General features: G+C 70.3%; 14 protein-coding genes and 2 pseudogenes. 10 read left to right on the top strand and 6 right to left on the bottom strand.

Annotated features, from left to right (window positions below):
* Positions 1 to 80: 80 nt before the first annotated feature.
* The 4 genes from WMF39_RS35490 (at position 81) to WMF39_RS35475 (ending at position 4,106) form a co-directional block, all read left to right on the top strand.
* Positions 81 to 887 (top strand): STAS domain-containing protein, encoded by an 807-nt coding sequence (locus tag WMF39_RS35490; RefSeq protein ID WP_437740900.1) that lies wholly within the window; start codon positions 81 to 83, stop codon positions 885 to 887.
* Positions 888 to 1,131: 244 nt separating this feature from the next.
* Positions 1,132 to 2,382, top strand: a complete 1,251-nt coding sequence (locus WMF39_RS35485; protein WP_437740899.1) for a hypothetical protein — start codon at positions 1,132 to 1,134, stop codon at positions 2,380 to 2,382.
* Positions 2,383 to 2,656: 274 nt separating this feature from the next.
* On the top strand, positions 2,657 to 3,046 hold the full coding sequence (locus tag WMF39_RS35480) for a hypothetical protein (protein WP_437740898.1): 390 nt from the start codon (positions 2,657 to 2,659) through the stop codon (positions 3,044 to 3,046).
* Between the two features lie 49 nt (positions 3,047 to 3,095).
* Positions 3,096 to 4,106, top strand: a complete 1,011-nt coding sequence (locus WMF39_RS35475; protein ID WP_437740897.1) for a cupin-like domain-containing protein — start codon at positions 3,096 to 3,098, stop codon at positions 4,104 to 4,106.
* Positions 4,107 to 4,667: 561 nt separating this feature from the next.
* On the opposite strand, the gene WMF39_RS35470 is transcribed toward WMF39_RS35475, so the two are convergent.
* On the bottom strand, positions 4,668 to 5,054 hold the full coding sequence (locus WMF39_RS35470; RefSeq protein WP_437740896.1) for a hypothetical protein: 387 nt from the start codon (positions 5,052 to 5,054) through the stop codon (positions 4,668 to 4,670).
* A 380-nt stretch (positions 5,055 to 5,434) separates the two neighbouring features.
* Positions 5,435 to 5,515, bottom strand: a pseudogene (locus tag WMF39_RS35465) (aspartate racemase); the annotation flags it as partial.
* A 264-nt stretch (positions 5,516 to 5,779) separates the two neighbouring features.
* On the opposite strand from WMF39_RS35465, the gene WMF39_RS35460 reads away from it, so the two are divergent.
* The 4 genes and pseudogenes from WMF39_RS35460 to WMF39_RS35445 all read left to right on the top strand — a co-directional run bounded on the left by WMF39_RS35460 (position 5,780) and on the right by WMF39_RS35445 (position 10,060).
* Complete coding sequence (locus WMF39_RS35460) at positions 5,780 to 7,042, top strand: hypothetical protein (RefSeq protein WP_437740895.1); 1,263 nt, start codon at positions 5,780 to 5,782, stop codon at positions 7,040 to 7,042.
* A 348-nt stretch (positions 7,043 to 7,390) separates the two neighbouring features.
* Positions 7,391 to 7,522: pseudogene (locus tag WMF39_RS35455) on the top strand (cupin-like domain-containing protein); the annotation flags it as partial.
* 38 nt (positions 7,523 to 7,560) lie between these two features.
* Complete coding sequence (locus WMF39_RS35450) at positions 7,561 to 7,704, top strand: cupin-like domain-containing protein (RefSeq protein ID WP_437748071.1); 144 nt, start codon at positions 7,561 to 7,563, stop codon at positions 7,702 to 7,704.
* Between the two features lie 166 nt (positions 7,705 to 7,870).
* On the top strand, positions 7,871 to 10,060 hold the full coding sequence (locus tag WMF39_RS35445; protein ID WP_437748070.1) for an ATP-binding protein: 2,190 nt from the start codon (positions 7,871 to 7,873) through the stop codon (positions 10,058 to 10,060).
* A 175-nt stretch (positions 10,061 to 10,235) separates the two neighbouring features.
* Here the strand turns inward: WMF39_RS35445 and WMF39_RS35440 are convergent, their stop codons facing one another.
* Entirely contained in the window at positions 10,236 to 11,456 is a 1,221-nt protein-coding gene (locus tag WMF39_RS35440; RefSeq protein ID WP_437740894.1) for a cytochrome P450, read from the bottom strand.
* Between the two features lie 427 nt (positions 11,457 to 11,883).
* Between WMF39_RS35440 and WMF39_RS35435 the strand changes: the two genes are divergently transcribed.
* Positions 11,884 to 12,348 (top strand): TerB family tellurite resistance protein, encoded by a 465-nt coding sequence (locus WMF39_RS35435; RefSeq protein ID WP_437740893.1) that lies wholly within the window; start codon positions 11,884 to 11,886, stop codon positions 12,346 to 12,348.
* A gap of 7 nt (positions 12,349 to 12,355) precedes the next feature.
* Positions 12,356 to 14,281, top strand: coding sequence for a hypothetical protein (locus WMF39_RS35430; RefSeq protein ID WP_437740892.1), 1,926 nt, complete (start codon positions 12,356 to 12,358; stop codon positions 14,279 to 14,281).
* 402 nt (positions 14,282 to 14,683) lie between these two features.
* Here WMF39_RS35430 and WMF39_RS35425 read toward each other — a convergent pair whose 3' ends face one another.
* The 3 genes from WMF39_RS35425 to WMF39_RS35415 form a co-directional block, all read right to left on the bottom strand.
* On the bottom strand, positions 14,684 to 15,613 hold the full coding sequence (locus WMF39_RS35425) for an alpha/beta fold hydrolase (RefSeq protein ID WP_437740891.1): 930 nt from the start codon (positions 15,611 to 15,613) through the stop codon (positions 14,684 to 14,686).
* Positions 15,614 to 15,736: 123 nt separating this feature from the next.
* Positions 15,737 to 17,149, bottom strand: a complete 1,413-nt coding sequence (locus WMF39_RS35420) for a spondin domain-containing protein (protein WP_437740890.1) — start codon at positions 17,147 to 17,149, stop codon at positions 15,737 to 15,739.
* 1,095 nt (positions 17,150 to 18,244) lie between these two features.
* Positions 18,245 to 20,368 carry a recombinase family protein gene (locus WMF39_RS35415; protein ID WP_437740889.1) on the bottom strand — a complete coding sequence of 708 codons (2,124 nt, stop codon included), beginning with the start codon at positions 20,366 to 20,368 and terminating at the stop codon, positions 18,245 to 18,247.
* Between the last annotated feature and the right edge of the window lie 132 nt (positions 20,369 to 20,500).

Genomic DNA, 20,500 nt, shown 5'->3' with positions numbered 1-20,500 from the left:
AGGAGAACAACGATATAGCTCGCAGCGAGGCCGCTCCTGGGCACAGGCAGCCGGACCGCTCACCGGCGAGGCTGGGCGAGATGTTCGATCAGCTTCGCGACGCCGTCATTGTCTATCGACTCGACGGCTCCGTCGCTGATTACAACGCCCGCCTGCTGGAGATGTTCGAGGTCGGGCACGAGGGCGTGCGCCTCTTCGAGGTCGTCGAGGGCAGCGCCGGCGTCGCTCATCCGCTCGATCCGCTGCGCAAGCTCTGGCCCGAGCTGCTGAGCGACGTCCACAAGAGCTTCGAGTGCCGTCCCCGTACGCTCCAGGATGGCAGCCTGCTCCACGTGGAGTGCTACGCTCGCAAGGTGGATCTCGCGTCGGACCAGGCGATCCTCGTCGATATCCACGACGCGGCGCGGAGGCGGCGAGCCGAGGAGGCTTTGCGGGAGAGCAAGCGACAGCTCGAGCAGCTGGTCCTGAGCCGCACGGCGGCGCTGCAGGAGAAGATCCGGCTGATCGAGGAGCAGCAGGAGGCGCTGTTCGCGCTGTCTACCCCGGTGATCCAGGTCTGGCAGGGCATCCTCGTCCTGCCGCTCGTCGGCACGGTCGACTGCAGGCGCTCGCAGCAGATCATGGAGAGCGTGCTGTCGAGCATCGTCAGGACCTCGGCGCGGGAGTTGATCATCGATATCACCGGCGTGCCCTCGGTGAGCGACGAGGTCTCCCGTTACCTGCTCCAGACCATCGGGGCAGCGAGGCTCCTCGGCGCGACCTGCTCGCTCACCGGGATATCGGCGGATGTCGCGCGATCGCTCGTCGCTCTCGACGTCGACTGGTCGTCCCTGCGGATCAGCGGGACCCTCCAATCGGGTTTGCAGGCCGCGATCGCGCGGGTCTGAGCGGGGTGCCGTGAGGCCCCGTCGCCCGCGTCGGATCGGGCTGCCCCGCCCTCATGCCTGAGAGCGCCGGCGCTGGGGATCCGCCTCTACCGAGCGGCCAGTTCGCGTCGCTCATGAACAGCGGAATCTCGGTGCTGGGGGCGGGCCCCGGACGCAAGGGGAGCACGGCCCATGAGGCGAGCGGACGAGCCGAGAAGTACGCGCTGGAGATCTCCCCGACAAAGAGCGCAGAATGGCCCGGGCGATGAGGGCGACCTCCCGATCTGGCTTCAGGCTCACCAGCCGCCGCGTCGCGAGGCGCCACGAGGCCCTCGGCCGCATCTTCGGAGGCCTCGCGCTGCTCGCGATCGCGGGGCCCTTCCTCGTCAGCGTGATCGCCTCGGTCCTCGCAGGCGTGCTCCACGATCCGAGCCTCGGCAGGTTCGCGGTCAGCGCTCTCTTCCTGACCCTGCCCGGCGTGCTCGTCGCCTTGGGCCTCTCCTTCTTGAGCGCCCTGTTCGCCACCACCGCCGTCGGCTGGAAGGGGCCGGCGCATGTGTCCGCCGACGCGGCCGGGCTGCGCTTCACCTACGGCGCCGTGAAGCGATCGATCCCGCGCACCGAGATCCGCTCTGGCCTGGTCCTGTCGGATCCGCACGTCCGCGTGGAGCTACGCCTGCGCCGCGGGCAGGTGCTCGAGGTGCACGTCGCGCGCGAGGAGGAGGGCGCGCGCCTGCTCGCCGCCCTCGGGATCGGCCCCGCGGAGCGGCGCGTCGCTGTCTCGCTCGGCGGCGTCCACCGGGAGCTCGCGGCCGGCTGCGTCGGTGTGCCGGTCTTCACGATCCTCTGGCTCATCGTGATCTCGGCGCTCACCAGGCCGCTGTCGAACGCCGGCAGCTTCTGGCCGGTCGTCGCGTGGGCCGCCCTCGCCCTGCTGTCGACGTGGCTCCTTCGCCGCGCTGCGCGCAGCACCCAGGTCGTGGTGGGCACCGACGGCGTGCGCGTCGAGCGGCCTTTCTCGACCGTCTGGATGCCCTACGCCGAGCTCGCCGCGGTCCGGACGCTCGGTGATCGGCTCCTCCTCCTCTCCCGCCGTGGCACCTCGGTCGTGCTCAGGACAAGGGACAGCCTGACCGAAGCGCTCGCGCAGCGCATCCGCGATGCGCACGAGGGCGTCGTCGGCGGCGCTGCGCCGCGCGGCGCCGAGGCGCTGGAGCGGCGCGGCCGCGAGCCCGCGGTCTGGCGCGAGGACCTCCGCAAGATGCTCGCCGGCGGCGACTACCGCGCCGCCGGCCTGACCCCCGAGGACGCGCTCCACGCCCTCGACGACGCCAGCGCGCCGCGGGATCGCCGGGTGGGCGCCGCCCTGCTTCTGCGCGTCGCCGGCTACCCCGACGCGCAGGAGCTCATCCGCGTCGCCGCCGAGGGCACGGCCGACGATGCGTTGCGCGCGGCGCTCGAGCACGCCGCCGAGGAGGAGGTCGACGACGCGGCGCTCGCGCGGGCCCTGCGGTGAGCGGCGCTGCGGTGAGCCACTCTGGGCCATGCGCGGCGGGCGGCACCGTAGAAGGCGAGATCTCCAGGGATATCCGGCGGTAGCGAGATGGCACATGTCCTGCACGCTGCCGTCAGCGGAGGTGTTCATGTCACGTAACTTTCTTTCGGACGATGCATCCTTGTTATCGCCGCTGCCCACGCCGCCGCCTCGGACGGCGGCCCTTGTGCAGCGGGTGTCTCGAGCGGCTGTAGCGGCGGCTGCCGTCTTCGTGGTCGCCTGTGGTCCTCCGGGCGTGGACGAGGGAGAGGATCCGGTCGATCAAGGCGAGATCATCCCGCCGATGCCGCCGCCTCCTCCGGACGAGGAGATCATCCCGCCGATGGCACCGCCACCCGACGAGGAGGTCATCCCGCCGATGCCGCCTCCTCCGGACTGCGAGGGCGGCGAGATTGTCCCGCCGATGCCGCCGCCGCCGCCGGACGGGGAAGAGGGGGAGATCATCCCGCCGATGCCGCCGCCGCCGCCGGACGGGGAAGAGGGGGAGATCATCCCGCCGATGCCGCCGCCGCCGCCGGACGGGGAAGAGGGGGAGATCATCCCGCCGATGCCGCCGCCGCCGCCGGACGGGGAAGAGGGGGAGATCATCCCGCCGATGCCGCCGCCTCCTCCCCCGTGCAAGTGAGGCGCTCGATCGTCGCGCCGTTGCGCTCCCCAACATCGTGAGGTCGAAGATGGGCGAACAGGAACGCGAGCTGGAAGTTGCGCCCGAGTGGTGGCGCTGGGCCACGGAGAACCTGCTGCGCGGCGTGCCGGAGGGCGTGATCTCGGAGCAACTCCAGGCGGCCGGCGTCAGCGGCGCGCAGGCTGGAGAGCTGCTCTCGGCCATCGTCCGTTCGCCCATCTTCGTCGCCGCTCGGCCCTTTGCCAGGTCGGCGCGGCGGCACGAGATGCTGGCGCGGCTCCAGCAGCGAATGGCGTCGACCGCCTGCGACCCGACGGGAATTCCGCGGCGCTCCGGCGTGTCTGGCGAGGAGCTCCGCGACGTCTATGTCGCCGGCAACATCCCGGTCGTCCTGACCGACGTCGTGACCCGCTGGCCCGCCTTCGGCCGGTGGACCCCGGCGTACCTCTCCGAGCGCTTCGGCGATGTCGTGGTCGACGTCACGACAGGACGCCAGAGCGATCCCGACTACGACATGCACGCGGCGCGGCACACGGAGAGCACCCCGCTGCGCGACTTCGTCGCGCGCATCGCCGGCGCAGCGCGCGAGGAGACGAACGACTTTTACATGGTCGCCAACAACCGCGTCCTCGAGCGGACGAGGCTCGGCGCGCTGCTGGACGACGTGGTGCTCCCGGACGGGTACTGCGCCGCGCAGAGGCTGCTGGGCGCCTCGGCGCTCTGGCTCGGCCCTGCCGGGACCGTCACGCCGCTGCACTACGACACGTCCAACATCCTGTTCGGGCAGGTGTACGGCAGGAAGCGTTACCGCATGATCGCGCCGTTCGAGACGTCGCTGTTCGACGGCGCACGCGCGATGTACGCCGATCGGGATCCGGAGAAGGACCCGCTGGCCCCGGTGCTCGTGAAGGACGTCGTGCTCGAGCCGGGCGAGGCCCTCTTCATCCCGGTGGGCTGGTGGCACCACGTCCGCGCGCTCGACGCCAGCATCAGCCTGGGGATCAACAGCTTTCCGTTCCACAACAACTTCGACTGGTACCGGCCGAGCAACATCGGTTAGCGAGACGCTCGACCATCGGTCACCACGTGAACGTTTACGTGGTCGTAGGAGCATTCCTCTCTTCCTGGGGGCATACCGCGCTTCCGCGGCCATCCGTGAAATCGGTCTTGATCCTGCCCCGGCACACGGGGAAGTGGGCAGCTCCGCAGAGCGAGCCGCGAGCGGTCCAGCGAACCACGGGGCGAGCAGGACCGGCGCGATCAGCATCGTGAAGGGAGGAAACAGGGCGATCTTGAAGAAGGACCATGCCCCGCGGGACAGCTCCGCGAAGACGTACGCGGCAGGCACGGCGCGCGGCCCCGGCCGGAGCGGCGCGACAGGGCGAGCGCGCTCGGCGAGCATCGATTCCATCGCGCGGAGGGCCTCGCCGAGGCGAGCTGCTTCTCCGGCGTAGTACGCGCGCTGGCCCTGGAGGAGCTCCACGGAGGCCGGCGCCCCGGCCGCGATTGGGAAGGCGATGGAGAGGCTGAAGTTTCTTGACGTTCACAACAGTGCTTGGACTTCCTACCCGCCAGCGCCGAGCAGCGGCGTGATCAGGGCGGGATCGGCTCTCTGCGCTGCTTACGGGAGCGGCTTGTTCCGGAGGGCCTGGTTGTTGACGTAGGCAGCCTTGTAGGCGTCGTGGCACGCTTTGCAGTCGGCCTTCACGTCGTCCGTCTTGTTGGCCTTGGCGTCGTCGGCCGTCTTCTTGGCCAACTTGGCCCAGTCCGTCATGTTGGGACCGCCGAACTGGCTTGCCTTCTCCATCGCCTTCCCAATCGCGGCGAGTTCGCCAGATGCCATGGGCGTGCCCGCGTTGTCGCGCATCCACTGCTGGAGCGGACAGGGCTTCGCCTTGCCATCGCACTTCCCCGCGGCGATCGCCGCGCTCGGGAGCGCTGCGGCACCGACGCCCCCGGCCACGGCCGCCACCAGGATGGCCAGCCACACTTTCTGCATCCTTACCATGAAAGAATCCTCCAGGTTGAACCTAGCCAGGGCGTCGTGTTCGTCAGGAATGCGGCGCCCTCACGAGGATCAGACGACGCAGAAGGGCCAAGCGAACCGTGTGCCATGCTCGTCGCATCTGTTTGGCTGCGGGAAACATGGGTTACGGGTGTGCCGACGGCTGCGTTGATGGGTGCCTGTTCGGGGCCGCGCCTGCCTCGCCGGGGCCGCAGGTGATGACGGGAGGCTGCGGCCTCGGCGCATCACCCCGCGCATCTTCTCCGGGGCTCGAGGCGGTTTCGCGCAACCCCAGGGTTGAAGCCTCTGCGGCGTGCCGCGCGCGTCCCTGATCGCGCTGCTGCTCTACAGCCGCGCTCAAGCGGCAGCCCGGCGCAGCGCTGCGCGCCCTCCACGCAGAGGGTCCGATAACAGAGCGCCGCGCCTTCCGCGGAGCAGCCAACAACGCCGATGTGCTGGGACATGACGGTCGCGTCCGATGAAATGGGGGGAGCGCGCCGCTGCGCCGCCTTCGGTGCGGCTGAGCCGACCGTCAGGCTGCCACGGCCGGCGCCGCGCGGTCGAGCGTGCCGCCGAGCGCGCGGCCCGCCGGCGCCGCTGGAGCCCTCGCGCCCGGCGCTGGCGTCGTCGCTGCGAGCGGCAACGGACGCAAGGGGGAGCACGGCGAATGACGCCAAGGGGCGAGCCGAGAAGTACCTGCTGGAGATCGCCCCGACAACGAGCGCAGAATGGCCCCGGCGATGCGGGCGACCTCCCGACCTGCCTTCGAGCTCATGAGCCACCGCGTCGGGCGGCGCTACGAGCGCCTCGGCCGCGTCTTCGGAGGCCTCGCGCTGCTCGCGAGCGGGGGAGGGCCTTTTCTGATCAGCCTGATCGCCCTTGTCCTCACGCACGTGCTGGACGAGCCGAACCTCCACGGGGTCGCGTTCCACGCCCTGACCCTCACCGTGCCCGGTGTGGTCGTCGGCTTGGGCCTCTCGTTCGTGAGCGCCCTGTTCACCACCACCGCCGTCGGCTGGAAGGGGCCGGTGCGCGTGGCCGCTGACTCCGCTGGGCTGCGGCTCGACTCCGGCGCCGCGGAGCGCTCGATCCCGCGCGCCGAGATCCGCTCCGGCCTTGTCCTGTCGGACCTGCGCGTCCGCGTCGAGCTCCGCCTGCGCGGCGGGCGGGTGCTCGAGGTGCACATCGCGCGGGAGGAAGAGGGCGCGCGCCTGCTCGCGGTCCTCGGGATCGGCCCCACCCAGCGGCGCGTCGCTGTCTCGCTCGGCAGCGTCCACCGCGAGCTTTTGGCCGGCTGCTTGGGTCTGCCGGCCTTCATGATCCTCTGGCTCGTCGTGCTCGTGGCGCTCTTCCAGCCGCTCACCGGCAGCTCCGGACCGGTCGTGGCGTGGTCTGCCCTCACCGTGCTGTCGACCTGGCTCCTCCGCCGCGCCGTGCGCCGCACTCCGGTCGTGGTGGGCACCGACGGCGTGCGCGTCGAGCGGCCCTTCTCGACCGTCTGGCTCCCTTACGCCGAGCTCGACTCGGTCGAGAGGCGATACGGTCGGCTCGTCCTCTTTCGCCGGGGCAGCGATGGTCCGGTCGTGCTCCGGACGGGGGAAGCCCTGACAGAGACGCTGGCGCAGCGCCTCCGTGATGCGCACGAGGGCGCTGCCGGCAGCGCAGCGCTGCGCTGCGCCGAGGCGCTGGAGCGGCGCGGCCGCGATCTCGCGCTCTGGCGCGAGGACCTCCGCAAGCTGCTCGCCGGTGACGACTACCGCGCCGTTGGCCTGACCCCCGAGGACGCGCTCCACGCGCTCGACGACGCCAGCGCGCCGCGGGATCGCCGGGTGGGCGCTGCCCTGCTCCTGCGCGTCGCCGGCGACCCCGAGGCGCAGGAGCACATCCGCGTCGCCGCCGAGGGCACGGCCGACGATGCGTTGCGCGCGGCGCTCGAGCACGCCGCCGAGGAGGAGGTCGACGACGCGGCGCTCGCGCGGGCGCTGCAGTGAGCGGCGCTGCGGTGAGCCACTCTGGGCCATGCGCGGCGGGAGCGTCGGGCGGCGCTGTAGAAGGCGAGATCTCCAGGGAGATCCGGCGGTAGCGAGATAGCACATGCCCTGCACGCTGCCGTCAGCGGAGGTGTTCGTATCACGCAGCTTTCTTCCGGACGACGCGACTTTGTTATCGCCGCTGCCCACGCCGCCGCCTCGGACGGCGGCCCTTGTGCAGCGGGTGTCTCGAGCGGCCGCAGCGGCGGCCGCCGTCTTCGTGGTCGCCTGTGGTCCCCCGGGCGCCGAGCAGCGACAGGACCCGGGCGATATGTCGCCGGCAACATCCCGGTCGTCCTGACCGACGTCGTGACCCGCTGGCCCGCCTTCGGCCGGTGGACCCCGGCGTACCTCTCCGAGCGCTTCGGCGATGTCGTGGTCGACGTCACGACAGGACGCCAGAGCGATCCCGACTACGACATGCACGCGGCGCGGCACACGGAGAGCACCCCGCTGCGCGACTTCGTCGGCGCAGCGTCGTGCTCGAGCCGGGCGAGGCGCTCTTCATCCCGGTGGGCTGGTGGCACCACGTCCGCGCGCTCGACGCCAGCATCAGCCTGGGGATCAACAGCTTTCCGTTCCACAACAACTTCGACTGGTACCGGCCGAGCAACATCGGTTAGCGAGACGCTCGACCATCGCCGAGGCCACCCGGCGCTGGTTCGAGGCGCACCCGCTGGCCAGCTGGGCGGCGGCCGGCCGCTGAGACCCCGCGCGCGGGACGCGGTGCGGCGCCCCGGCGCTGGAAATTCTGCGAAATGCGGACGCTCGGACTCGGCGAGCGTCGCCGTGGCGCCGTGCCTGCCGCGCAGTAGACTGCACGGTGAAGGCAAAGGGGGTTGGCTCGAGGAAGCCCTCGGCGCCGCCCGATGGGTACACGTGCCGCCCAACGCGAAATGTGCTCTTGCGGCCGAGACACCCGGGCAAGCGCGAGCCGGACACGCGCACCTGCGGATCCTGGCAAAAGCCGCGAGTCGGCTCGTCCTCTGCGACGAGCCTTCGGCTCTCCTCGGATCCCTCTTCGAGGAGCTGGCAAACGACCTCGGCGTCGAGCTCTACTTCAATTACATGATCGGCGAAGAGCCGAATACCCTCGTCCTCGAGTCGGCCGCGGGCATCTCGCCCGAGGACGAGCGGCGATATCGGACGATCAGGTTCGGCCAGTTCATGTGCGGGACCGTGGCGGCGACCCGGATGCCCCTCATCGCCTTCGATCTCCAGCGCTCGACCCTGGAATGCGGGGCAGAGCTGAAAAAGGCGGGCGTGCAGGCCTATGCGGGATATCCGCTCATCTCGCACGACAGACTGCTCGGGACCCTGGCCTTCGCCACCAGCAAACGCTCGCACATGAACGCCGACGAGCTCTCGCTCATGCAGACGCTCAGCGTGCAGGTGGCGGCCGTCCTCGAACGCAATCGCCTCTGCCGGAGCTTGCGCGCGAGCGAGCAGGCCGCGCAGCGCCACCTCGCGCTCCTGCAGAACGTGTATTCGACGGCCCCCGTCGGCCTCTGCTTCCTCGACCGGGATCTCCGGTACGTGAGCGTCAACGAGACGCTCGCGCGCATCACCGGTCGGCCCATCTCCGAGCACCTCGGCCGCACGCTCGGCGAGTTCATCCCCGAGGCCACGCCTTTCAAGGACCTCTGCAAGCGTGTCCTCGAGACGGAGCAGGAGGTGACGAATTGCGAGCTCCGGGTTGCGCGGCCCGAGGGGGACCACCATTGGCTGGTCAGCGTCCACCCCGTGCGCGACGAGGCGGGCACGATGCTCGGCATCAACGTCGTGGTGCAGGAGGTGACCGAACGAAAGCGGGCCGAGCAGGCGCTGCTCGCGAGCGAGCAGGCGCTCCGGGAGGCCGATCGCCGCAAGGACGAGTTCCTGGTGATGCTCGCCCACGAATTGCGCAATCCGCTCGCGCCCATCCGGACGGCCATCCAGGTCCTCGACATCACCGGCGGCGACGCGCCCGAGGCCGTCCGGACGCGCGACATGATCGCGCGCCAGGTGGCGCACATGGCCCGGATGATCGACGACCTGCTCGACGTGTCGCGTGTCGCCCGGGGCAAGATCGAGCTGCGAAAAGAGCCCTGTGATCTCGCGCGGATCGTCCGTCAGGTCACGGACGATTATGCGCCGAGCTTCCAGGACAATGGCATCGAGCTTCTGGTCTCCCTCCCGGACGAGCCGGTCTGGGCCGCCGGGGATCACACGCGCCTCGCGCAGGTCATCGGCAACCTCCTGCACAACGCGCTCAAATTCACGGACGCGGGGGGCCGGGTGATCGCCTGCCTGGAGGCGGATCCGGCGACGAACACCGCGGTGATCGTGGTGGAGGATTCGGGGATCGGCATGGATCCATCGATGATCCCGCGCGTCTTCGAGACCTTCAGCCAGGCCGACAGCAGCCTCGATCGACGGCGCGGCGGCCTCGGCCTCGGGCTCTCGCTCGTGCACAGCCTGATCGCGATGCACGGCGGATCCGTCGAGGCCCACAGCGAGGGCCCCGGGCTCGGATCGACCTTCCGCGTCCGATTGCCGCTCTCCTCCACGCCAGTTCCTTCCATCCGACGGCCGGAGCCCGTCCGGCCTGCGACAGCGTCGCGGGAGGAGTCGCTCCGGGTGCTCGTGGTCGAGGACAACCTCGACACGGCGGACATCCTCAAGCAATTCCTCGCCCTCCTCGGGTATCAGGCCGAGGTCGCGTACACGGGCCCCGCGGGGCTCGCCATGGGGCGCACGCTCGCGCCCGACGTGGTGCTCTGCGACCTCGGATTGCCGGGGATGGACGGGTATGCCCTCGCGCGGGCGCTGCGCGCCGATCCCGCCACGGCGGGGGCCTACCTCATCGCTCAGACCGGGTACGGCCACGCGGAAGATCGCCGCCGCGCCCAGGAGGCGGGGTTCGATCTGCACATGACGAAGCCGATCGATCCCACGGAGCTCGAGCGGGTCCTGTCCTCCGTCGGCACCCGCGCTTAGCACCACTGCGGGAAGTTGCCCCGGATCGGCAGAAAAACCGCCATGGCGCCAGGGTCGCCAAGGGGAGAGAGGACGCGCCGTCTCGGCATTATTTCCTACCATTCCTCTGGTTTCTTGGCGTCATGACGGTTCGCTTCCCCGTCCGACTTCCCGCAGTAGTGCTAGCCCGCCCGCTTCAGGCTGCGGGGAAGCGAACGCGCAGCGAGCTCGGCCCGCGGTCCTGCAGGTTCGAGCCGGCGTAGCTCAACGTCGGTTCGGCGAGCTCCCAGCGCGGCAGCGAGAGCAGGGCGCGCACCGACTCCTCCACTTCCATCCGGATGAGCGGGGCCCCGGGGCAGTAATGAGCGCCGCTCCCGAAGGTCAGGTGCCGGCTCTGCTGCCGGGTGATATCGAAGCGGTCCGGCTCGGAGAACAGCCCGGGATCGCGGTTCGCCGCGGCGATCATCGCGAAGACGAACTGCCCCTCGGAGACCCTGGTGCCACGGATCTCCGTGTCCCTCGCGCACATGCGGCTGAGGGAGAGCACGGACGGCTCGAAGCGCAGGCTCTCCTCGACCGCGCCGCGGACGAGGCCCGGCGCCTCCCGGAGCTTCGCGAGCTCGGCGGGGTGGTTGAGGAGCGCGAGCACGGTGTTCGCGATCTGGTTCACGGAGGTGACGAATCCCGCGGCGACCATCTGGAAGCATTGCATGGCCGCCTCGCCCGCAAGCTCGGTGTCTCCGCCTTCTGCCTCGATGAACCTGCTCGCGACGTCTTCGCCCGGCGCCTTCCGGCGCTCCTCGACGAGCCGCATCATGTAGTCGACCATGTCGCAGCAGCTCTGCTTCACCGCCCGCTTCTGCTCCTCCGAGGTGACCCCGCCGCCGGCGAGCTTCAGGAGGTCCGTCGACCATCTCATGAACTGCGGCCGATCGGCCTCAGGTATCACGAACATCTCGGCGAGCGTGTTGAGCGCGACCGCCTCGGAGAACGCCGAGACGACATCCATCTCGCCGTCGCGCCGCGCCTTCTCGGCGGCGCGCTGCACGAGCCCCACGACCCGCGGGCGCATCCACTCGACGGCCGACGGAGAGAACCCTTTCATGATGAGCTGTCGAAGCTTCGTGTGGCGCGGCGGGTCCTGAAAGAAGGCGAGCCGCGACAAGGAGTCGAACGTCTTTCTCGAGAGCTCGTCCTCGCCGAGCATGCCGAGGCTGCCGAGGATCGCCGTCGCCCGCCGCGCGGTGAAGCTCGGGTCCTTCACGAGCCCCTCGATATCGGCAGGAGCGGTGATGAGGAAGCACCGCAGCGGCTCGAAGAAGTAGACCGGCGCCTCGGTGCGGAGCCGATCGAGCGTCGGGAATGGATCGGCGAAGAAGCGTTCGCTCGTGAGGTCGAAGCCAGAGGTGACGGCCATGGTCCTTCTTTCCTTGTGGCGCTCGCGGCGCGGCGGAGATCCACGGCCAGGCTAGGGTATCGCCACGCCGCCGTGAAGCGCCCCGCCCGCGCGTCGATCGCCGCGCGACGGCGGCCGAGATGGGCGCGCGAGGCTCCTCGACGCCGCGGCGCAGCTCGACGACCCCGCGCGGCGCGCGCGGTCCCTCGAGCGCGTCGAGGAGAACGCCCGCACGCTCGAGCTCGCGCGGGCGTGGGTCGACGAGGGGAGCGCCGTCGCATGAGGTGAGGAGCCGTTGCCTCGTCGAGGAGAAGCGTTGTTCCCGGAGAGGCGCCGCTTCACGCCGTCGCCGGGAGCACGACGATGTCGGCGGCTCGGCCTGAGCGGGGCGCTTCCCGTGATCGGGCCGCCCTGATACGGTGGGGCCCCTCAAGGAGGAGCTAGCCTGATGGTCGCCATCAACGAAGCACGCGTGAAGGAGAGGTACGGCCGGCTGCCGAGCTCGGACGAGCAGGCGCTCTCGTACCTCAAGGCGCTCAAGGTCATCGTCGGCGCCGACGGGGAGATCCCCGAGGCCGAGCTCAAGGCGCTGCGCAAGGGCATGCAGCGCCTCGGGCTCCCGGAGTCGTTGACCCGCGAGGTCGAGGGCTTCGACTTCCGCAGCGGGAAGCTCGAGGTGCTCCTGCCCGGCTTCAAGAAGGGCGGGCTCCGCGCGCGCATGCTGCTGCGCGACGCCATCGAGGTGGCGCGCGCCGACGGCACCTACGCGGAGGCGGAGAAGGCCGCGGTGGCCAGGGCGGCCGCGCTGCTCGGCGTGGAGCAGGCGACGGTGAAATCCATCGAGGCGCTGGTCGAGCTGGAGCACGCGGCCAAGCACCTGCGCAAGGCGCTCTTCCCGAAGAAAGAGAAGTAAGCCGCGGATGGATGCCCCGGCGCGACCCCGGCTGACATCGCGCCAGCTCGGGCTGGTCAGCGCCATCACCCGGAGCCCGCGCCTGAAGCGGGCGCTGGTCGAGGCCACGGAGGCGCTGCCCGAGGGCGCGGTGGTGCGCGTCGGCGGGCGGTTCCTGCGGGTCGGCGGCGCGCTGGGCAGCGGCCTCGTGGGCGTGGTCTACGAGGCGCGCTGCCTGGAGACGGGCGCCCGGCTCGCGTACAAGCGGTCGCGGGCGGGCGTCGCCTTCTTCCGGGAGGCGCTCCGGGTGGAGGCGCTCTCGGCGCGCCGCGCGGCGGCGCTCCGCGCGCTCCGGCCCGCGGCCATCGTGGAGACCGACGCGCGCGGCATCACCAAGGAGCTCTGCGCCCGGCCCACCCTGCAGGCGGAGCTGCTCGCGGGCGAGCTGGATCCGGCGCGGCGCGCCGCGCTGGTCGAGGCGCTCGGGGAGGCGGGGGATCTCTTCCGCCGCGAGGGGATCCTCCTCGATCTCTCCCCGAAGAACCTCTGCTGGGACGACGGGTGGGTGCTGCTCGACACGGGCCCCAAGCTGCAGCGCTCGGACCTCGTGGGCGTGCTGGAGCGGCCCGCGTGGTCGACCTACGTCGCGCACGCGCGCCGGAAGCTCGCCGCCGGCCCATCGGCCCCGTCGGCGGTCGCGCTGCCCGGGGGGCCCGAGCCGCCGCTCGCGGCGCGGCGCTGGGCGTTCGTGCGGGATCTGTGGCGGTGGTTCCCCGTCGATCCGGCGCCGGACGTGGCGTCGTTCCTGGTGATCGTCGACGACGATCACGCGGACGACGAGGCGGTGTTCCTGACCGACGAGGCGGACGGCCGGGTGGTGCCGGCGCCGGGCGCGGACGCGCGCCTCGCCGGGAGCGCGCTCGTCCGCCGGTGCGCCGAGGAGGCGCCGGACCGGCCCTTCCGGCCGCGCGGGGAGGCGCCGCTTCCGCTCCCGCTGGCGGCGCCGGTCGTGGATCTCCCGTCGCTCTCGCGCGAGGTGGCGCCGGCCTTCGCCGGGCGCGCGCTGAAGATCGCGGTCGCGCCGGGCGCGCCGCTCGCCGCGCCGACGCTGCCGGTCGGGCGCTACGCGCACTGGCGCGATCTCGCCGCCGCGGACAGCGCGCTGCGGCCCACGGACATCTTCACGCACGAGGTGCTCGAGGGCTCGCGCGCCCTCGCCGAGCGCGTGTTCCGGGCGCGCGGCGCCCGGCGCGTCGACGTCCCGCTGCCGCGCTCGGACGGGCCGTTCGCGGAGCTCACCTGCATGCAGGTGGGCGAGGCCCGGCGGGCCATCGTGCTCGTGCCCGGCTTCCGCGCCGGCCCGGACGCCGCGGCGGCGCTGGTCTCGGCGCTGGCCGAGCGCGGCGTCGCGGGCCTCTACGCGATCGCGTACGTAGGCGTGCGCAACCCGCGCGGCCAGCCGCTCGTGACGAGCGGCCGCTGGGAGGCGATCTTGCTCTGGAGCGCGATCGACCACCTGTGCGCGCGGCTGGGCGCCGGCAGCGCCGCGCTGCTCGCCGCGTCCCACGGCAACTTCGGCGCGATGATCGTCGCCGGGCTGCACCCCGCGGTCGACTGCCTAGCGCTCGACTCGCCGATCGAGCGCCCGCTCGATCTGCCGGCGAGCTTCGGCGCGCTGCGGGGCGTGCCGGCGTCCGCGATCCATGAAGAGCTCGCCGCGCACCACCTCCCGAGCGAGCCGGTCTCCTTCCGGATCCCCGACCGGCCCGGGCTGCGCGTGCTGACGCTGCGGCCGCGCGAGGACGCGTTCGCGCGCATCTGCGGGGGGCTGGAGGGCGGGGAGGTGGTCGTCTACGACGGGGGGCACGCGGCGACGATGCGCCACGACAGCGCGGAGCGCGGGGTTCCGGCGGTGTGCGTGGAGCGGATCGCGGGGCTGCTCGGGCCAGGATGACTGCGCGTTGGCCGGGGTCGGCCCTGGGCGGTTCGATGGTGCCGCACCCGCCAGGGTCCCCACGAGCGGCGTAGACAGCTCCCCCAGGCCGAAGAAGTGCGCCAGCGCGTACAGGCCCGAGCCGCTCACCGGGGGTGGCCGGCCGGGTGCTCCTGGTTCGACGGGGTGTTCAAGAAAGGATCCCAGTCGCCCCCCGGATCATGGTGTTCGATCGCCGTGAGGCGATGTGCGCCGGGTCGTCGAAGCTGGGCGGCGGATCGACCCGCGGCGATTCTCGCCGCTGCCACGCGCGCCGACGTGGCAGGACGATGCTCGAGCTCAGCTGCGACACCGCGCGAGGAGGGAGCGGCTACAGGCGAGGCGGCTGTGCAGGTGGCGGGAGCTTGGCCCATGGGCTCTTGGCTACTGTAGGCCGAGCAAGAACTCCTGTATGCGGGCCGATACCACGCCCCCTGCCTCGAGGAGCATCGCGTGGCCTGTACGGAGCACGATCATCCACTCGGCACCCGGAATGAGGCGGCGCAACGCGTCGAGATCGGCCCGCAGGGCCATCACGTCGCGCTCGGGCGCGATCACCAGGACCGGCACCCGCACCTGGGGGAGGACGTCCGACGCGCGTGCCTCCATCAACGACCGCAGAGACTCCCAGTAAGCGCGAAGGTCCATGGTCCCGACGGCGCGGAGGAAATGCTCCAGCTCCTCGCGAGGCGCCTCGGGCCCGAAGACGCCCGCGGCCTGGCCCAGGGGGAAGAGGGCCTTGGACGCCGTGACGCGGCGCACGACCGGCGCAATACGAGGGACGATGGGGGCCGCCGTCCGTAGCGCCACACGGAGGGCCGCGCGCGCGCCGGGGATCCGGAAGGCGGCGTTCGACGCGTAGGGGTGATCGGCGCCGCCGGCGATGAGCACCATCGCGCGCACGAGATCAGGGCGGCGGCGGTAGAGCTCGAGCAGCACCGTGACGCCCATGGAAAAGGCGATGTGCACCGGCGCGCCGGCGAACGTACTACGAGCACGGACCGCCTCCGTCACCCGGAGAAGGTCGTCTGCGTGGGTCGGAATGGCGTAGTCGCCCGAGCGCGCCGTCTCGCTCTGCCCGTGGCCCCGGTAGCTCCAGTGGACCAGGTGGGTCGTCGTTGCGAGCGCGCTGACGAGGTGCTTCCAGAAGTTCTCCGTCGTGCTGAGGCCGTTCGTGAGGACGACAGGCGCTCGATCTCGCAGCTGCACCTCGTCGCCTGGGCGCTGGTGCGTGTGCCACGCGATGCGCGTCCCATCGCTTGCAACGATGTGCCGGAGGATCGAGCCTTCCATGATCGGAACGGACGGTAGCATGCGCGACCTCGCGACCAGCGCGCGACAGGTCAGCGTTCCACCTGCTCGGAGGTCACGCGTGAACGGCCCCGGGCGTCCCCGGGGCCGTGATTCAGCAGCCAGCGCTGCCGCTCGTGGTCCCCGCTACCGCGCCGGGCTGATGGTCACCTTCAGCATCTGGTTGGCCGCAGGATACAGATAGCCGTCATCGACGGAGCGCACCCGGTCCGTGGGATCGTCGGCGCCCATCTGCGGCCCGGCCTGGCGCGGCGCCTGGTCGGGGCCCACGCCGGGCCACTGGTTGGCCTCGGTGCCCGCGTCCCAGATCGAGACCTGGTCGGAGACATCGCCGCTCACCGGCTCGCCGCTCGCGTCGAACAGCGCGATCCCCTCCTCGCTCGGGGCGAAGAACAGATCGTTCGATTGCCCCAGCATCGACGCGAAGCTCAGCCGCTCGCCGGGCCGCGCGGTCACCCTGAAGCTGAACTTCGCGCCGGGCAGCAGCGGCCCCGGCATCGAGGCGCCCACGGGCGTGTCGTAGACCAGCACCGACGAGAGCCCGCTCTCGCCCCCGACCTCGGCCTCCAGCGACTCCGCGAGCGTGGTCGGGTTCCCGTCCTCGGCCAGCATCCCGAGTCCCTTGCTCCGGTCCGCCTCGCCCGACCTGAACAGCGGCGCTGCGGCCCCGTGCACCACCGCGACGCCCGGCGCCGCCGGCGAGGTCAGCCCCGCGCGGGGCATGACCCCCTCGTGCAGCATCATCGGGTTCCCGTCCTCGGCTTGCGCCTCCAGCCCGTTACCGGGGTACGCCTGCCCGACCGTGAACAGCGGGTTTTCCATCGTGTGCACCACGAAGAGCCCCGGCGACAGCGGCACGGCGGCCGGCTCTCCGCCCTCGGGCATCAGCGTCCCCACCTCCGACATGTTGGTGATCCGGATCGTGAACTCATTGCCCGGCTCCGGCGTCACGATCACGTGGATGACCTCCTCGACCGCCGGGTAGGTATAGCCATCCTGGACCAGCCGCACCGTGTTGTCCGGGTCCTTGGCGCCCGTGTTCGGGCCGCTCTGCCGGGGCGCCTGGTTCGGCCCCGCGCCCGGCTCCTCGTTGGCCTCGCTGCCTGCGTCCCACAGCAGGACCTGGTCGGTCACGTCCCCGCTCACCGGCTTGCCCGCCTCGTCGTACAGCGCGATCCCGGCGCCATCGGGCGCATAGAACAGATCATTCGACTGCCCGAACATCGTCGTGAACGACAGCCTGTCGCCTGGCAGGGCGCCGACGCGGAACTCGAAGCTCTTCTCTGGGAAGAGCGGTCCGGGCATGCTCTCGCCCACGGGCGTGTTGAACACGCCGGCCACCCGGTAATCCCGCGCGGGCGTCACGTTCTCGATGGTCACCTCGAAGCTCGTGGCCGCATCCCCGCCAGCAGATCCGCCGGCGCCTCCCCCGCCCATGCCGCCGGCGCCTGTGGTATCGCCGCCTCCGCCATCGCTGCAAGCAGCGGCGAGGGTCAGGACAAGGGACATGGCCGACAGCGTGCGACGCCGAATCTTCATGACGATCCTCCAGAAGCAGTGAATGAGATGACGCGAACTGGATCGCCCTCGCCGCGGCGAGCGGCGTGCAGCGATCGTTCCTCCAACGCGCTGGAGACCGGAGCGGCCGCGGGCGCCCGCGTCGGCTCGCGATGGCCAGTGGCGCGTGGTTCGAGGGTGCTACGCGGCGGGTGCAGATCGGTTTCGCGACTTTCGCACGCGCCTGCACGATCGCGCTCGGGAAGAATTGTTCAGCGCGGCCGTCGGTCGCCTCGAGCGCGTGGGCGCCTCATTTCGGACTCCTCTGTGATCGGCCCGGCGGCGCCCCGCTCGGCACGCCCGCAGCGCTGGCGAAACCGCGGCTCGCGTAGAGGGGTCAGCACGCCCGCAGCTTTCACCCGATCGCCGCGAGCGTGGCGCTCGGGTGCCGGCACAGGCGGCGGCACCGGCGCGGGCAGCAGCAGCAACGCGGGCGGCAGGGCCTCGTGGGCCGGGGGCGTGACCTTCGTCCATACCGGAGATCACAAGGCGGCCGGTTGGGCTCGCGTCGGGCCACACCGGAAGACGGTTCAGCCGCCCGCGTCCCGTGTAGCCATTGAGAATTGTCAAAGTCTCCGCCGTTCGTTCCTCCGCGCCAGCGCCGTCGCCCAAGGACTTCCCTGGTACGAAGGAGCGATCGGGGATAATTTCAATAATTTCGATGGGTTCTGATCGAGGCTCCACACCCCTGGCTTTCGGTGTGGCCCAACGCGGGCCCAACCGGCCGCCCTCGGGTGCATCCGCGTCCGCCGTGGCGGGGGCAGCGACGTCGCGCCGGGCTTGTGCCTGGCCGGTCTGCGCCGGGGTGAGGGCGGCTTCCGCGTGCGCCGCTCGCGTAGCCGGTCCAGAAGGCGCGGGAGCGCCTCCCCCGACCGAACCTCCCTTGCCTCTCAGCTCAGGGATCGCCTCATCCAGGGGAGCGAAGTCGCCCAGGGCAAGCTCCGCGACCTTGCGCGCAGCGCGCTTGTAGTTGTGAATCTGGTCGCTCGAGCTGTGGCCGGTCCGGTCGGAGATCCACGTCTCCGTGCGGCCGTTCGCGAGCTTGATGGTGATCGACCACGCATGATGCAACTCCTGTCACATTCTTTTCGAGGCCTTCCTGCTCGGCGGTAAAGGGTGTTCACGACGGAGTCGACGAAGCCGTCGTAGCTCCACCTTGTCGACGATTACTGCCCACTGCCCTTCGATCCGGCGAGCTTGCACCAAGCCACGGCGGCGCCACCCATGCAGGGTGACAACGGGCATCTTCAACTCGCGAGCCAGGTCCGCAACCCACCAGGCGTTTTCGGCGTTCCTCGGCGGCGGCTTGGGCCCCCGGGGGACGGAGCCGTAGCGAGACAGCATCGCGAAGATCAATCGACCGTTGAACTGGTTTTGCTGTGTCGGAGTGATCCAGCCGTCTGCGTTAAGCTGCTTGGCGATCCGTTCTGCCGTGAGCCCCTTGCACCGCAGGTCGTAGATCGTCGCCATAAGCGCATCCTTGTATCCCGTCTTGCCCAGGTTGTGAACGGGGCGGCGGATGCGCTGATGTGTTTGATGCCCACCGACCCAATGCACGATTAGATCCATCCACGACGTGTCGTTTTCGGTCGTGACGACCACGTGGTCGATCAATAGCCTCAACACAGTCTTGTGCTCTATAACCGTCGTTGTAGGCGCGTTCCAAAGCGCAGGCAGATCTGTAGCAAGGGCACGGATAGCAGCGAGGTCCTCGGTCGTCAGGTGTTGAGGCGCCTGCTGAGAGTGCCGTTCGTACGCTTCGCGCAACTCGCGCTCGGAGCGGAGCGCGTCCTCCCAGGTTCGCTCAAGCGTGCGGGCTACAAGCCGGTTCTCTGGCTCCACGCTCCTATACTGCCGAGCGGCGCGCTCTGCTTCGTAGCGTGCACGCTCGAGGCGCTGCTGCCAGAGGGCTTCCTGCTGCGTACGCTGCTGCTCGAGATCGGTGCGAACCCGCAGACTGATCTCCAGCGCGACCGGCGTCAACGCCGAAAGCGCCAACGCCGTAACCACCCGATCGACACAGGGGCCTGAGATGCTGGTGCAAAGCCGACCACCATGGTGAACCGATTCGTCGTTGCAGACGTAACGCGGGTAGAGACGTCCGTTCTTTTTGCATGAGACGTACTGCACCGACATTCGCACGTTGCAGCGCCCGCACTTGACGAGCCCCTGCAATAAGGCGCTCCCACGCCGCACGGCGCCCCAGGCCGCCTGCGTACGGTTAGTCTTTAGGCGAAGCTGGTTACGCTCGAATTGCTCCCAGCTGATATACGCCGGAAGGCGATCACGGACGCAGGCCTGCCAGTCCGCTGGCTCCACGAACGGCGTGCGCCCCGTCGCGTGGCGGCCTGGTTGTTGCCGACGTGGGTCCGTCTTGCGACGGCCATACACATAGGCTCCCGCATAGATCGGATTGCGAAGCATGTTCGCCACCATGCCACGATGGGGACGGTGCCATTCAAGGCCACCGCGGTCTGCCCCGGTTCGACGACGCACGCCGATCTGGAGCCCCTGCTCGACCATCGCGCACAGCACGGCACGCACATTGCCGAGGCGTTCAAACTGCTCGAAAATGAAGCGCACAACCGCCCTGACTGACTCATCGGGATCGAGGACCACTTCGCCGGAGGCCTGCAGCAGGTAGCCCGAGGGCACTGGCTTGCTCAGCTCTCCACGGCGCGCCTTCTGCAGCTTGCCCTGGAGCAGCCGCTGACGCAGGATGTGTAGCTCGGCCTCGGACATCGTCCCCTTCAGTCCCAGCAGCAGTCGATCGTTGTATTGCGACGGGTCATAGAGACCGTCTAAATCTGCAATCAGGGTGCCGAAGCGAGCGCATAGCTCGAGCAGCTGGTGCCAGTCCTTGTTCGAGCGTGCGATTCGCGACATCTCCACGCCCAGGATCATCCCGACGTGATCCAGAGCGACCTCGGCCAACAGCCGCTGGAAGTCGTGGCGCCCCGCCGCCGAAGCCCCCGAGGTTGCGAGGTCCTCGTCGAGTATCAGGATCCGCTCCGCTTGCCAACCGAGCCCCCGCGCCATCGCTTCGAGGCTGTATTGCAGTCGTGTCGACTCTTGGTTGTGCTGAACTTGGTACACCGATGACTGGCGTATGTACACGATTGCAAGCCGATCGAGGTGGCGGCTGCTGAGCTTCGTCGGGCGCGCCTCGATGCTCGTGCAGGACCCTGCCATGGTTGTCATCGGCCGCCTCCTGGTGCGCCGCCAGGCAACGGCTCAGCATGCTGCTGAGGACGCTCACGAGCTGCGCCTGACTCTCTGGCGTCAGCGTCGCCCACAGATGCTCCTCGGTGGTCCTCTGCTGGGGCATGTGGC

Origin of the sequence: Sorangium sp. So ce1504 (genome assembly GCF_051521635.1) — a bacterium.
GTDB lineage: Bacteria > Myxococcota_A > Polyangia > Polyangiales > Polyangiaceae > Sorangium > Sorangium cellulosum_B.
The sequence above is the reverse complement of the archived record's forward strand: the minus strand, read 5'-3'. Positions and strand labels throughout refer to the sequence as shown.